Below are 14736 nucleotides of genomic sequence, written 5' to 3' on the forward strand. Positions count from 1 at the left end.
ACTACAGGCATCTCCGGTCATGCGCCGGCGCAATCCCTTGCTGGGCGGGCTTTGGGGGTTTCCCTAGCCGAGGGGGGCTTGCGCACTCGCGCGACTTTTGGTTCGCGTCGACTTGCCTGGCGATCCGCTCGATGCGTCACATCCGTCGGAATACGAAGGACTTCGCGAATGTCCCGTCGAGTCGGCGTGCTGCGTTGACGCACGATTCCGCCAAAACCCCTGCAACCCGATGGGGACAAATGAAAGCAATTCCCGTTTGAGGTAAAATAATGGGGTTTTCCCGCCCAAAACCGGAAGTGCGTCTTCCTGACGCGCCTGAGGTTCGGGCATCGGGGCCATCAAGGACGGCTCGCGCACTCGCATGTCAGGCGATTCGGGCGTCAATCCCGTCGATGTGCCGCGCCGCCGCCCGTCGTCATACGTCAAGCCAATATGAGTACTCAGAATCAACAGACCGTGCTGGAAGTCCACCACTGGACTGATACGTTGTTCAGCTTCAAGACCACTCGCGACGCTTCGTTCCGTTACGTCAATGGCCAGTTCACGATGATCGGGCTGGAAGTGGAAGGCAAACCGCTGCTGCGCGCCTACAGCATGGCGAGCGCGAATTACGAGGAAGAGCTTGAGTTTCTGAGCATCAAGGTGCAGGACGGTCCGCTGACCTCGCGTCTGCAGCACTTGAAGCCGGGTGACAAGGTCATCGTTGGTCGCAAGCCGACCGGCACGCTCATCGACGACAACCTGTTGCCGGGCAAGAATCTGTACCTGCTTTCGACGGGCACGGGCCTCGCGCCATTCATGAGTATCATCCGCGATCCGGAAGTCTACGATCGCTACGAGCACATCATCCTGGTTCACGGCTGCCGCTTCACCAGCGAACTGGCGTATCGCGATCTGATTACGCAGCATCTGCCGGCGCACGAGTATTTGGGTGAATACGTGCGCGACAAGCTGATCTACTATCCGACGGTGACGCGAGAAGAGTTCGAGAACCAGGGCCGTATCACGGAGCTGGTCGAGTCGGGCAAGATGTTCGCCGACATCGGTCTGCCGGAATTCTCGCCGGAAAACGACCGCATCATGTTGTGCGGTAGCCCGGCCATGCTCAAGGACACCCGCGAGCTGCTGGAGAAGCGCGGCTTCGTGGAAGGCCACAACCACGCCCCGGGGCATTACCTCGTCGAGCGTGCGTTCGTCGGCTAAGTCCGTCAGCCGCCATGCTCAAGGCAGCGCTTGCTGCCTTGGGACGAAAAAAAACCGCTCGATCGAGCGGTTTTTTTATCATCGGAACGGGTTAGAACTGGTTCATGGTGTTGTCTTTCCCCGCCGCTTTGAGGGCCGCTGCGCCGCTGAAATACTCCTTGTGGTCGTCGCCGATGTCCGAGCCGGACATATTCTGGTGCTTCACGCAGGCGATGCCTTGGCGGATTTCCTGGCGCTGCACGCCAGCCACATAGCCGAGCATGCCCTGATCGCCGAAGTATTCCTTGGCCAGGTTGTCGGTCGACAGTGCGGCGGTGTGGTACGTCGGCAGCGTGATCAGGTGATGGAAGACACCGGCTTCGCGCGCCGCATCGGCCTGGAACGTGCGAATTCTTTCGTCGGCGACGGCGGCCAATTCGGTGTGATCGTATTCCTCGCTCATCAACTGGCCACGCTCGTAGGCTGAGACATCCTTGCCGGCTGCCTTCATCGCGTCATACGTCTGCTGACGGAAGTTCAAGGTCCAATTGAACGACGGGCTGTTGTTGTACACCAGCTTCGCGTTCGGGATGACTTTGCGAATCTCGCTGACCATGCCGGCGATCTGGGCGATATGCGGCTTTTCGGTTTCGATCCACAGCAGGTCGGCGCCGTTTTGCAGCGCAGTGATCGAATCCAGCACGCAGCGCGCTTCGCCCGTACCCGCGCGGAACTGGAACAGGTTGCTAGGCAGGCGCTTAGGACGCAGCAGCTTGCCATCGCGCTTGATGACGACGTCGCCATTGCCCAGGGCATCCGCCGAAATTTCGTCGCAATCGAGGAAGGAGTTGTATTGGTCGCCCAAGTCGCCCGGCGTGTGGGTCACAGCGATCTGCTTGGTCAGGCCGGCGCCCAGCGAGTCGGTGCGGGACACAATGATGCCGTCGTCCACGCCCAGTTCCAGGAAGGCGTAGCGAATCGCGCGGATCTTGGCGAGGAAGTCTTCGTGCGGCACGGTGACTTTGCCATCCTGGTGACCGCATTGCTTCTCGTCGGACACCTGATTCTCGATCTGAATGCAGCATGCGCCGGCTTCGATGAACTGCTTGGCCAGCAGGTAGGTGGCTTCCGCGTTACCGAAACCCGCGTCGATGTCGGCGATGATTGGCACGACGTGGGTGACGTGGTTGTCGATTTTTTCCTGGATGGCGGCCTTGGCAGCCCCGTCGGCCGCGTCCAGTTGGCGGAACAGGCCGCCGAGTTCGCGGGCGTCCGCTTGGCGCAGGAAGGTGTACAGCTCGCGGATCAACGCGGTGACGGAGGTTTTCTCGTGCATCGACTGGTCCGGCAGCGGTCCGAACTCCGAGCGCAGTGCGGCAACCATCCAACCCGACAGATAAAGGTAGCTGCGGTCGGTGGTGTTGAAGTGCTTCTTGATGGAGATCATCTTCTGCTGGCCGATGAAGCCGTGCCAGCAACCCAGCGACTGGGTGTACTTGGACGGGTCCGCATCGTAGGCGGCCATGTCGGCGCGCATGATCTTGGCCGTGTACTTGGCAATGTCCAGACCCGTTTTGAATCGGTTCTGGGCACGCATGCGTGCGGCATATTCGGGATTGATGGCATCCCAGGCGCTGCCTTGTTTCTGCTTCAAACCAGCCACAGCGGTGATGTCGTCTTGATATTGGGTCATGTTGCCTCTCCAGAGAGCAAAGCGCGTTTGAATAAAGGGTTCAGCGTGTCGCCCCCGTATGCCGAAGCGAACTGCATGACGAAATGGTACCGCCGTTTGGCGCGGTTTGATCAAGTCTTATATAAGACATAAGAGTTAATTTATGTTTATTTTTCAATGACATAAGCACGCTATTTCGCAATTCGAAACACGTTTTCGAGTGACGGAAAAATGAGGTGAGCGAAATTTCAAGCGAATTCCGCAATGTGAAATGTGCTTTCGTTAACCGGAGACGGGACAAGCGCGGATGGCGCGAGCAACGATCGCTGGCGGAATGATTTTGTGGACATCTGTTCAGACGAGGCGACGTTCCAACGCGCGATGCGTGGCGCGATGCAATCTGCGGACAAGCGCGCTACGCAAGCCGCCAGCCGGACTCGGCTGGGGCCTGATCTCGTCTTGGAAGGCCGAGCGCCTCGGATCGACAGGCAGCCGGTCAGGCGCGCGTCGACATGACCTTGCGTGCGACTCGCTGCTAGGGCTTGGCGCTCAGGTCAGCGCCGGCTTCCGAGGTCGGGGCAGCGGAATTCGGCGCGGGTCGTGCCCACACGCTGTGCGGATCGCCGCCGCGGGCGCGTTTCCAGGTCGCGCACGCGAACAGTGCAAATCCGCCCGCGCAGACGATAGCGACGAGGTCAACGCCGGCCAGCACCCAATCGCCTGCAGCCATCGAGCGCACGAGATTGTCCGGCGTGAGCAGGGCGTCGGCTGCCGGGATAGTGAGGCAGACGAGCGCCGTCGCCGCGAGTAGTCCCGTGGCTGCCACCGCCGGCGCCGCAAGCGCGGCGAAAAGCATCGAGGCGGTGAGCGTGGCGATGAAGATCGAGAGTGCCGTCATGTCGGGTGCGACGATCGCACCGACGAAGGCCGCGGCAATCCCCAGGCATGTGCCGAGAAACACGCCGGCGGTGGCCTTGGCCATCCCTCGCAGATGGGCGGGTTGTAGGGTGGCGTTGCGCTTGCGACGCGATTCGAGCCAGAGCAGGTTGCCGCTGTAGACGAGCACCGCACCCATCAGGCCCAGGGCGAAGTACACCCAGCGCATGGCGTCGCCCGCGAAGTTACCGAAGTGGGCGCCGTAGATCATGCTGAGCACCGCGTGGTTGGCGTCACGAAGGCCGGGGCTATGCTGACCGACGATCGCCCCGTCGTTCAGGCGCACGGCCACGGCCGAGAACACACCCAGCGAGTCGCTGGCCTCGCCGTAGACTTCGGCCACCGCGTCCGGCTTGCCGTAGCGGGTCCACGCCACGGCGGTCGCTTCCATGTCGGGCGCCGCGTGCTCGGCGCGGGCGAGCAGGGCTGTGAGACCGAGCGGCTTGCCGTCGACCGGTGCGATCGTTGCCGGCACCGCGCCCGTTATCTGCGGAATTTGCGATAGCAGCTTGTTATCGAACGTCACGACGTTGAACGCCATCATCAGCGGCAGGAGGAGACACAGCAGCGCCCCTGTCAGCGCGAAGACAATATGAAACGGCAGACTCAGCACGCCGATGGCGTTATGCGCGTCCTGCCAGAAGCGCTTGACGTTGCGTCCCGGGCGCAACGCAAAGAGGTCTCGCGTTATGCGCGGCAGATGCACGATCACGCCCGAGATCAACGCCATGCCGTAGAACAGCGACACCACGCCCATGAGATACAGGCCGTAGGTCGGAATCGACAGCGAGTAGTGCAGCGCATTGACCGTGCCCGACAGGCCCGGGCGCGCATCGCCGATCACGAGCGACGCCGCGGTACCCTCGGCGTTGGCGTGCAGGCGTGCCTGTTGCCATTCGCCGTTCGGCTCCTGCCAGTAGGCAAAGGGGGTCGGCGAGTGATTGGGCAACACCACGCCCATCTGTTCGCGCGCGGCCGGGAATTGCATGCGAACCCGCTCGGCGAGCTGTTCCGTTTGCGCGAGCGAGAGCGGTGCATGACGCGTGGCGGGCTGCTCCCAGCGTTCGATCTCATGATGGAAGACGGTCAGGGCGCCGCCGAGCATGGCGGTAAACAGCGCGAAGCCGGCGACGATGCCGGCCCACGTATGGACACTCAGATATTGACGAAGGGTTTGGGCGCGCATTGAACAATCCTTACCCGACGGCGTGCGCCAACAGCAGCGCAACCCAGGCGACGACGGTGGTGGCGCCAAGGCCAACCCACGCGTGTTTGGCGGTGCGGCTCGCGTAGGCTACGGCACAGAGGCCAAGCCACAGGAGCGGGAAGAGGGCGATGACGGGAATCACCGCCGTTTGCCAACCGGCCGGCGTCAGGTGGGCGATAGCGCCGCACAGCGCCATCGCCGCGAAGCCGCCGAGCACCAGGCCCGCGAAGGTTCTACTCCACATGGGCGTCTCCACGCAGAGAGCGCCAGCCGCCCACCGCATACGGCCAGAAAAGCTGGCCGAAACACAGCGACATGAACGCCGCCGCGATGCCGGCCGACGCGCCGGCCGCCAGCCACCAGCAACTCAGGCTGGCAATGGCGGCCACCAGCGAGAGCGACCGGGCGGGCTGTGCAGCCAAACGTCGTGCGCGCACACGCTGGTGCTCAGAGGTGAGATAGCAGGCGCCGCCTGCCAGCCATGCCAGGGCAATAGCCAATCCAATCAACATGCTCGGGAATCACATGAAAATATGGCCCGCAAGCGAAGACGCCACCCTTTGGCGACGCGACTGACGAGGCCGATCGAAAGCGGTTCCGGACAAACGCAGCGATCACACATTTTTCAGTGATGATGCGAATGTTAACGAAAACGATTCGCATTTATAGCATGATTCGTCAAATCCCCAAATAGCGCACCTGAAAATGGGGTGCCGCGCCTGAGTGCACGTCAGGCGTCAAGCAGCAAGCGTCAGGTGTCAGGCGTCAGCCGGCAAGCGGCAAACGCCAAACCGCAAGCGTCGCGCCGCCTCGGCTCATCAGGCCGGGCGGCGCTCCAGCAACACCGGGATCGACTTGGAGGTCGGCGTTCCCGCACCCTCAGCGATGGCGTCGAGCGGCACCAGTCCGTTCGTCTCGGGGTAGTAAGCCGCGATGCAGCCACGCGGAATGTCGTAGGCAACGAGCAGAAAATCATCGGCGCGACGCGCAATGCCGTCGTGCCAGACACCCACGAGGTCAACGTGCTCACCTGCGCGAAAGCCTCGGGTGTCCAGATCTTCCGAGTTGGCGAAGACGACTCGGCGCTGCCCGAACACCCCGCGATACCGGTCGTTCAGGCCGTAGATCGTGGTGTTGTATTGATCGTGAGAGCGAATCGTGGCGAGTTGCAGCACGTCGTCGCCGCGCTGACCCGCCTGGCGGCGTGCCACGTCGATCGGCATCTCGTGCGGCAGCGGGTGTGTCGTGAAGTTGGCGCGGGCGTTGGCGGTCAGCCACTGACGCGTCGACGGCGGCACGGGCAGCCGGAAACCTCCCGGATGGCGCACGCGACGATTGAAATCCTCGAAGTCGTCGAACGTGGCGGCCATGGCGTCGCGAATGCGGTCGTAGTCCTCCACGTACCAGTGCCAATCCTCGACACCGCCGAGCGCGTGGCCCATCGTTGCCTGCGCGATGCCCGCGACAATGGCCGGTTCGGAGCGCAGATGCTCGGACGCCGGGGCGTTGATGCCATACGACAGGTGCACCATGCTCATTGAATCTTCCACCGTGACGCCTTGCACCGCCCCTTGCTGCATGTCGATTTCGGTGCGGCCCAGACACGGCAGGATCAGTGCGTCGCGCCCGTGAACGAGATGGCTGCGATTGAGCTTGGTCGCCACATGCACGGTCAGGTTGCACTGGCGAAGCCCCTCCCACGTGCGCGGCGTGTCGGGTGTGGCCATTGCGAAGTTGCCGCCCATGCCGATGAAGACCTTGACGCGGCCGTCGCGCATGGCCGAGATCGTATCGACGACGCTCAACCCATCGCGTCGCGGCGGCGCAAACGCGAACACCTGGCCGAGTCGGTCCAGGAAGGCGGCCGACGGCTTTTCATTGATGCCGACGGTACGGTCGCCCTGCACGTTGCTGTGACCGCGCACGGGACACAGACCCGCCCCCGGGCGTCCGATGTTGCCGCGCAGGAGCATCAGGTTGACGATCATCTGGATGGTCGCCACGGCGTGCTTGTGCTGCGTGATGCCCATGCCCCACGTCGCAATGACGCGCTCGCCGCGCAGATACACGTCGGCAATCTGGTGCATCTGGGCTTGCGAGACACCGGACGCGCGCTCGAGATCGTCCCAGCGTTCGCTGCGCACGTCGGCGGCGAAATCGGCGAAACCGTGTGTGTGTTCCGCGATGAAGGCGTCGTCGAGCAGCGCGGGTTCGCCATTGGCGCGCGCCAGGGCGTCGCGCTCCAGCACGCGCTTGATGACGCCCTTCACGAACGCAAAGTCGCCGCCGCAGGCCGGCGTGACGTAGTGGCTGCTGATTGCGGTGCCGCCGAGGCTCAGCATCTCGGCCGGACTTTGCGGGTCGGCAAAGCGTTCCAATCCGCGTTCGTGCAGCAAATTGACCGACACGATGGTCGCACCGCGCCGGGCCGCCTCACGCAACTCACCGAGCATGCGCGGATGATTGGTGCCCGGGTTCTGGCCGAACAGCAGCAGGGTATCGGCGTGTTCGAAGTCGTCGAGCGTGACGGTGCCCTTGCCGATGCCGACCGTGGGTGGCAAGCCAACGCTAGTCGGCTCGTGACACATGTTCGAGCAGTCGGGGAAATTGTTCGTGCCGTACTGGCGCACGAAGAGCTGATAAAGGAACGCGGCTTCATTGCTCGTGCGACCGGACGTATAGAACGCCGCCTGATCGGGGTCGGGTAGGGCGCGCAAGTGCTGGCCGATCAAGGTGAAGGCGTCGTCCCAAGCGATCGGTGCATAGCGGTCGGTGGCGGCGTCGTAGCGCATGGGATGCGTGAGACGGCCGTAGCCTTCGAGCGTGTAATCGTCCAGCGCGAGCAAGTCGGTCACACTGTGCTCGGCAAAAAAGTCAGGGGTGACGCGGCGCTTGGTGGCTTCGGCGGCGACCGCCTTGGCCCCGTTTTCGCAGAATTCGAACGTCGAGGCGTGTTCGCGATCCGGCCACGCGCAGCCCGGGCAGTCGAAGCCGCTGGGTTGGTTTGCGCTGAGCAGCGTGCGGGCGCCTTTGAGCGGAATGCCTTGGGTGACGAGTTGAATGGCAACGTTCTTGAGGGCTCCCCAGCCGCCGGCGGGGCGATCGTAAGGGGCGATTTTCGAGGCAGACATGGTGCGTTTTCTGACGAGAAGAGGTGGCGCGGCGCGTCGATATCGGGGGAACGCTTCGGCCATGGACAAACGGCTAACGTTAAATAGGCAAAATGATGCATAATATAACGACGTTGTAACGGTATTTTGGTGCCGACGCCGATTCGGAAATCCCTATGAATTCGACGTTTTCAGGCATGTTATCAGGATATTGCATAAATTGATTTATGCAATTAATGGCATATATGGTGAGTCAATGAAGCAGATATCGATCGCCCCGCAGCTCCGGTTTCGCCACGACGGCAATGATCTTCCGCTCGACAAGGTGCTGTCGTTACTCGCCGAGGTGCAGGCGCACGGCAACCTGCAGGCGGCAAGCCAAGTGCTCGGGCAATCGTATCGAGGCGCGTGGGGGCACGTGAAGGAAGTCGAGGCGCTCATGGGGGCGCCCTTGCTGACGATGGCGCGCGGCCGTGGCGCGGTGCTCACGCCGCTCGCACAGCGGCTGCTGTGGGGGCAAAAGCGCCTGCAGGCTCGGCTCGGTCCCCTGCTGGAGACGATGGCGTCGGAGTTGCAGACGGAGCTTGATGACCTGCTATTGCAGGACAGCGACCAAATGCGACTGTTTGCCAGCCACGGGCTGGCGATCGCGGCGCTGGTCGATTTCGCAGGACGCGCGGGCCTGCCCATCGAAGTGAGCTATCGCGGCAGCATCGAAGCCATCGCCGCGCTCGCAAAGCACGAATGCGAGGTGGCGAGTTTCCACGTACCGATCGGCGCGCTTGCAGCGCCGGTGCTCGATCACTATGGGCCCTTGCTCAAGGGCAAGTCGTATCGGGTGGCCGACGTCGCTTCGCGCCGTCTCGGGTTGCTCGTTGCACGCGGCAATCCGCTCGGCATTCATACGCTGGCCGACCTGCCGCGCACGGGAGCGCGCTTCGCGAACCGGGAGCGCGGGTCCGGCACCCGAATCATCTTCGATCTGCTGCTCGCGCGTGAGGGGATCGATCCGGCTGCCGTTGCGGGAGCGGAGAACATCGAGTTCACACATGCCGCCGTGGCGGCCTACATCGCCAGCGGACGCGCCGACGCGGGACTCGCCATCGAGGCGGCGGCAAGCCAGTTCGGGCTCGACTTCCTGCCAATTCTGACGGAGCGCTATTGCCTGATGTTTCCCGAGACCGGCAGCGAGTCCGCGCATTTGCGGGCGCTGCTGGAAATTCTGCAAAGCGACGCGTATCGGCAGGCGGTGCATGCCATCCCCGGCTACAGCGAGGCGGCGACTGGTAGCATCGCCCCGCTGTCTGAGGCGTTCCCCTCGTTGGGGTGAAGTCTAATATGCAAGAATGTGCATATGTTGCGCGCAAACATCGGTCGCGTCGAACGGCCGGCCGGCGCGGTTTATGCGGCGTTGGCATGCTGCTGTGCAGCGAGCGTGGGAAAAGCGAACAAAGCAAGCTATCGGTGTTTCCACGAGGCTTGTTGGGAGGGGACGTTTGGACTAATGTCCTAACTGTCGAGCCCCCAGAAACGCGTCGCCATCATATGCAACATAGAACATATGAGGCGCCGTTTCGCCCCAGGAAACATACGAGATGGTGTCCACCCCTCACGCGACGCTCGCGCCGCTGCTGGCTCGCCACGCCGGCCGTGCGCACGAGTTGTTGCCGCTGTTGCATGCCCTGCAGGACAGCGACGGTTACGTCGACCCCGCCCATGTGCCCGCGATCGCCGCCGCGCTGAATCTTTCTCGCGCCGAAGTGCATGGCGTGATTACCTTCTATCACCACTTCCGCAGCGCGCCGCCGCCCCCGGTCGTGGTACAGGTCTGCCGCGCGGAGGCCTGTCGCAGTCGGGGTGGCGAAGCGCTCGTGGCCCATATCGAGGCGTGTACCGGCGCAACGGTGGACGGCGAGCCGTGTCACGGCGTCGGCGTCGAATCGGTGTATTGCCTCGGACAGTGTGCGTTGTCCCCGGCCGTGATGATCAACGGCGAACTGCATGCGCGCGTGAGTCCGGCGCGCTTCAATGCGCTGCTGCCGGCGCGCAAGGCAGGTGACCATGTCTGAGTCTTCGAAGCGCGGTCCGTACCGCGTATATATCCCGCGCGATTCCGCTGCGCTCGCCTTGGGCGCGGACCGGGTCGCCGCCGCCGTGGCAACGGAAGCCACCTTGCGAGGCATCGCCGTCGATATCGTGCGCAATGGCTCTCGTGGGCTGTTTTGGCTTGAGCCGCTCGTCGAAGTGGAGACCCCCGCCGGGCGCATCGGGTACAGCAACGTGCAGGCCGCTCAGGTCAGCGCGTTGTTCGAGAGCGGCTGGCCCGCATGTGCCGTTCAGGACGCCGAGCGTGAGGTTCCCGCTGACAACGCCGACGGGAGTTGGGGCGCCCCCATGCCTGCCTGCGTCGGGCGGGTCGATGCGATTCCGTATCTGGCGCGGCAACAGCGCCTGACGTTCGCGCGCATTGGCGTGACCGACCCGCTCAGCCCGGTGGACTATGAAGCGCACGGTGGCCTGGTCGGACTGCGCGCATGCCTGGCGCTCGACGCAGCAGCAGGGTGCCAGACGGTACTCGACTCGGGCCTGCGCGGACGCGGCGGTGCGGCGTTTCCGGCGGGCATCAAGTGGCAAACCGTCAGCCGCGCCCAGGCGGCAACCAAATACGTCGTCTGCAATGCCGACGAAGGCGACTCGGGCACATTTGCAGACCGGCTCATCATGGAGAGCGATCCGTTCGTTCTCATCGAAGGGATGCTCATCGCAGCGCTTTGCGTGGGGGCGAGCGAGGGCATCATCTACGTGCGCAGCGAGTATCCCCACGCCATTGCGGCACTCGAGGCGGCGATTGCCGTCGCGCGCCGCGAAGGCTGGCTCGGCCCGGACGTACTGGGCTCGGGACGCGCTTGCGAGTTGCGCGTCGCCAAGGCGGCGGGCGCTTATATCTGCGGCGAGGAAACGGCGTTGCTCGAAAGCCTGGAAGGCAAGCGCGGCGTGGTCCGCGCGAAACCGCCGATTCCAGCGGTGGCCGGACTCTTCGGGCAGCCGACACTCGTCAACAACGTCGTTACCCTCGCGAGCGTGCCGTTCATCTTCGCGCATGGCGCCGACGCCTATCGCGAGTTTGGCATGGGCCGCTCGCAAGGCACACTGGCGGTGCAACTCGCGGGCAACGTGCGTCGCGGCGGACTGGTGGAACTGGCGTTCGGCGTGACGCTGCGCACACTGCTCGACGAGTTCGGCGGCGGGACGGCCAGCGGGCGCCCTGCCAAGGCCATTCAGGTCGGGGGCCCGCTCGGGGCGTATCTGCCAAGCGCGCAGTGGGACGTGCCGATGGATTACGAGGCGTATGCCTCGCTCGGCGCGGTCGTTGGTCACGGCGGGGTGGTCATCCACGACGACACGGCCGACCTCGCGGCGTTGGCGAGCTACGCGATGCAGTTCTGCGCACACGAGTCGTGCGGCAAATGCACGCCGTGCCGCATTGGTGCGACGCGCGGGGTCGAGGTGATCGATCAGATCCGACGGGGAGATACCTCCGTGCGGCAGGTAAAACTGCTGCGTGATCTGTGCGACACGATGGTGGCAGGGTCGCTGTGCGCGATGGGCGGCATGACGCCGTTCCCGGTGCGCTCGGCGCTCGAATATTTCCCGGCAGACTTCGGTCTGCCCGATGGCGCCGGGCGCGCCGAAGCCGCCTGACGCGCCAGCGTCAGACAGGGAGGAGAACACATGATCCATCCGAGCACATCAGTCACGCCGGGCCACGACCCGGACATGGGCACGCCGCTGCGCGAGAGCGATGTCGGCATTACCCTCGAAATCGACGGCGAGCGCGTGACGGTGCCAGCCGGCACGTCGATCATGCGGGCTGCGGCGGGCCGCGACGTCAACATCCCCAAGCTCTGTGCGACGGATTCGCTCGAACCGTTCGGGTCTTGCCGCTTGTGTCTGGTCGAGATCGAGGGGCGGCGCGGATTTCCCGCTTCGTGTACGACACCCGTCGAGCCGGGCATGAAGGTGCGCACGCAGTCGCCGGCGCTGCAGGATCTGCGTCGCAACGTGATGGAGCTTTACATTTCCGATCACCCGCTCGACTGCCTGACCTGCGCGGCCAACGGCGATTGCGAATTGCAGGACATGGCGGGCGTGACGGGGCTGCGCGAAGTGCGCTATGGCTTCGAGGGCGATAACCATATTCACAGCGCGAAGGACGAGTCAAATCCGTATTTCACGTATGACCCGTCGAAATGCATCGTGTGCAACCGCTGCGTGCGCGCGTGCGAGGAGACGCAGGGCACGTTTGCGTTGACGATCTCCGGCCGCGGCTTCGAGGCACGGGTCTCGGCCGGGCAGGATCAGCCGTTCATGGATTCGGAGTGCGTGTCGTGCGGCGCGTGCGTATCAGCCTGTCCGACGGCGACGCTGCAGGAAAAAAGCGTCATCGAGATGGGGCAGCCCGAGCACGCGGTGGTTACGACGTGTGCGTACTGCGGCGTGGGCTGCGCGTTCAAGGCGGAAATGAAGGGCGGGGAAGTCGTTCGCATGACCCCGTACAAGGATGGCGGGGCGAATGAGGGCCACGCCTGCGTGAAGGGGCGCTTTGCGTGGGGGTACGCCACGCACAAGGAGCGCATCACCAAGCCGATGATCCGCAGCAAGATTACCGATCCGTGGCGCGAGGTGTCGTGGGACGAGGCGCTGGACTACGCGGCGTCGGAGTTCCGGCGCATTCAGGCGACGTATGGGCGCGATGCCATTGGCGGTATCACGTCGTCGCGTTGCACGAACGAAGAGACGTATCTCGTGCAGAAGCTGGTGCGTGCCGCGTTCGGCAACAACAACGTCGACACCTGTGCGCGCGTGTGCCATTCACCAACCGGTTACGGGCTCAAGCAGACGCTCGGCGAGTCGGCGGGCACGCAGACGTTCAAGTCGATCGAGCACTCGGATGTCATTCTCGTGATGGGCGCCAATCCGACCGATGGGCACCCGGTGTTCGCCTCGCGGCTCAAGCGTCGTGTGCGCGAGGGGGCGAACCTGATTGTGATCGATCCGCGGCGCATCGACATCGTCGACGGGCCGCACGTGAAGGCTGCTTTCCATTTGCCGCTGCGCCCCGGAACGAACGTGGCAATGGTCAATGCCCTCGCGCATGTGATCGTCACCGAAGGGCTGCTGGCCGAGGACTTCATCGCCGAGCGCTGTGAAGACCGGGCTTTCGCGCAATGGCGCGACTTTGTGGCATTGCCGGAGAATTCTCCCGAAGCCGTGTCGGTCGTCACCGGCGTGGACGCCGAGCAGATCCGCGGCGCGGCGCGTTTGTACGCCACGGGCGGCAACGCGGCAATCTATTACGGACTCGGGGTGACCGAGCACGTTCAGGGCTCGACCGCGGTCATGGGCATTGCCAACCTGGCGATGGCCACGGGCAATGTCGGGCGCGAGGGCGTTGGCGTGAACCCGTTGCGTGGCCAGAACAACGTTCAAGGATCGTGCGACATGGGGTCGTTCCCCCATGAACTGCCCGGTTATCGCCACGTCTCCGATACGCTGGTACGCGAGTCGTTCGAGGCCGCTTGGGGCGTCACGCTGCAGGCCGAGCCGGGGCTGCGCATTCCGAACATGTTCGACGCGGCGGTGCAGGGCAGCTTCAAGGGGCTTTACTGCCAGGGCGAGGACATCGTGCAGTCCGACCCGAACACGCAGCACGTGGCGGCGGCGATGGAGGCGATGGAGTGCCTCGTCGTGCAGGATATCTTCCTGAACGAAACGGCCAAGTACGCGCATGTGCTGCTGCCGGGCACGACGTTCCTTGAAAAGGACGGCACATTCACGAATGCGGAGCGGCGTATCTCGCGCGTGCGTCGGGTGATGGCGCCGCTGCCCGGCATGGCGGACTGGGAGGTGACGATCGCGCTGGCGAAGCGACTGGGGTACGACATGCCCTATGCGCATCCGTCGCAGATCATGGACGAGATTGCCCGATTGACCCCGACGTTCAGCGGTGTGAGCTACGCGCGTCTCGATGAAGCGGGCAGTCTGCAATGGCCGTGTAACGACGAGGCGCCCGACGGCACACCGATCATGCACGTGAATGAGTTCGTGCGTGGCAAGGGGCGCTTCATCATCACCCGATATGTGCCGACGGACGAGAAGGTTACGCCCCGCTACCCGCTGCTGCTCACCACGGGACGCATTCTCTCGCAATACAATGTCGGCGCGCAGACACGTCGCACGCATAACGTAGCCTGGCACGATGAAGACCGGCTCGAAATTCACCCGGTCGATGCGGAGGATCGCGGAATCAATGACAACGATTGGGTGGGCATCCGCAGCCGCGCGGGTGAAACGGTGCTGCGTGCGATCATCAGCGAGCGCATGCAGCCGGGCGTGGTGTACACGACCTTCCATTTCCCGGAGTCGGGCGCGAACGTCATCACGACCGACAACTCGGACTGGGCGACCAACTGCCCCGAGTACAAGGTGACGGCCGTGCAAGTGCTGCCGGTGGTACAGCCCTCCGCATGGCAGTCGGAATACTCAACCTTCAACCGCACGCAGCTCGCGCTGCTCGATGCGGCCCACATGCCCTCCGAGCCGGTACCGGCGAAGTAGGGCGCGTTCGG

At 63.8% G+C, this 14736-nt stretch carries 10 protein-coding genes; 5 read left to right on the top strand and 5 right to left on the bottom strand.

Going from position 1 to position 14736, the window contains the following annotated elements; translation table 11 throughout:
• The first annotated feature begins 432 nt into the window (after nt 1-432).
• Entirely contained in the window at nt 433-1203 is a 771-nt protein-coding gene (locus PSO31014_RS00120) for a ferredoxin--NADP reductase (protein ID WP_150549749.1), read from the top strand.
• 91 nt (nt 1204-1294) lie between these two features.
• Here the strand turns inward: PSO31014_RS00120 and PSO31014_RS00125 are convergent, their stop codons facing one another.
• The 5 genes from PSO31014_RS00125 to PSO31014_RS00145 all read right to left on the bottom strand — a co-directional run bounded on the left by PSO31014_RS00125 (nt 1295) and on the right by PSO31014_RS00145 (nt 8128).
• Nucleotides 1295-2875: an isocitrate lyase gene (locus PSO31014_RS00125; protein WP_150549750.1), complete on the bottom strand. Its 1581-nt coding sequence runs from the start codon at nt 2873-2875 to the stop codon at nt 1295-1297.
• Nucleotides 2876-3389: 514 nt separating this feature from the next.
• Complete coding sequence (locus PSO31014_RS00130; RefSeq protein WP_150549751.1) at nt 3390-4976, bottom strand: PepSY-associated TM helix domain-containing protein; 1587 nt, start codon at nt 4974-4976, stop codon at nt 3390-3392.
• 10 nt (nt 4977-4986) lie between these two features.
• A complete protein-coding gene (locus PSO31014_RS00135; RefSeq protein WP_150549752.1) occupies nt 4987-5241 on the bottom strand; it encodes a hypothetical protein in 255 nt (84 codons plus the stop codon).
• Nucleotides 5231-5509: a hypothetical protein gene (locus PSO31014_RS00140; protein ID WP_150549753.1), complete on the bottom strand. Its 279-nt coding sequence runs from the start codon at nt 5507-5509 to the stop codon at nt 5231-5233. The genes PSO31014_RS00135 and PSO31014_RS00140 overlap by 11 nt, the downstream gene beginning before the upstream one ends.
• A 306-nt stretch (nt 5510-5815) precedes the next feature.
• Complete coding sequence (locus PSO31014_RS00145) at nt 5816-8128, bottom strand: FdhF/YdeP family oxidoreductase (protein WP_150549754.1); 2313 nt, start codon at nt 8126-8128, stop codon at nt 5816-5818.
• Between the two features lie 235 nt (nt 8129-8363).
• On the opposite strand from PSO31014_RS00145, the gene PSO31014_RS00150 reads away from it, so the two are divergent.
• From PSO31014_RS00150 to fdhF, 4 genes are all read left to right on the top strand, one after another.
• A complete protein-coding gene (locus PSO31014_RS00150) occupies nt 8364-9437 on the top strand; it encodes a substrate-binding domain-containing protein (protein ID WP_150549755.1) in 1074 nt (357 codons plus the stop codon).
• Between the two features lie 265 nt (nt 9438-9702).
• The gene (locus PSO31014_RS00155; protein ID WP_150549756.1) at nt 9703-10176 is read left to right on the top strand and encodes an NAD(P)H-dependent oxidoreductase subunit E; all 474 of its coding nucleotides are present in this window, start codon (nt 9703-9705) and stop codon (nt 10174-10176) included.
• Complete coding sequence (locus PSO31014_RS00160; protein ID WP_150549757.1) at nt 10169-11809, top strand: formate dehydrogenase beta subunit; 1641 nt, start codon at nt 10169-10171, stop codon at nt 11807-11809. The genes PSO31014_RS00155 and PSO31014_RS00160 overlap by 8 nt, the downstream gene beginning before the upstream one ends.
• A gap of 30 nt (nt 11810-11839) precedes the next feature.
• Nucleotides 11840-14725 carry a formate dehydrogenase subunit alpha gene (gene fdhF / locus PSO31014_RS00165; protein WP_150549758.1) on the top strand — a complete coding sequence of 962 codons (2886 nt, stop codon included), beginning with the start codon at nt 11840-11842 and terminating at the stop codon, nt 14723-14725.
• Nucleotides 14726-14736: the final 11 nt, after the last annotated feature.

It is taken from the genome of Pandoraea soli (assembly GCF_902459595.1).
In the GTDB taxonomy this organism is placed as follows: Bacteria; Pseudomonadota; Gammaproteobacteria; order Burkholderiales; family Burkholderiaceae; genus Pandoraea; species Pandoraea cepalis.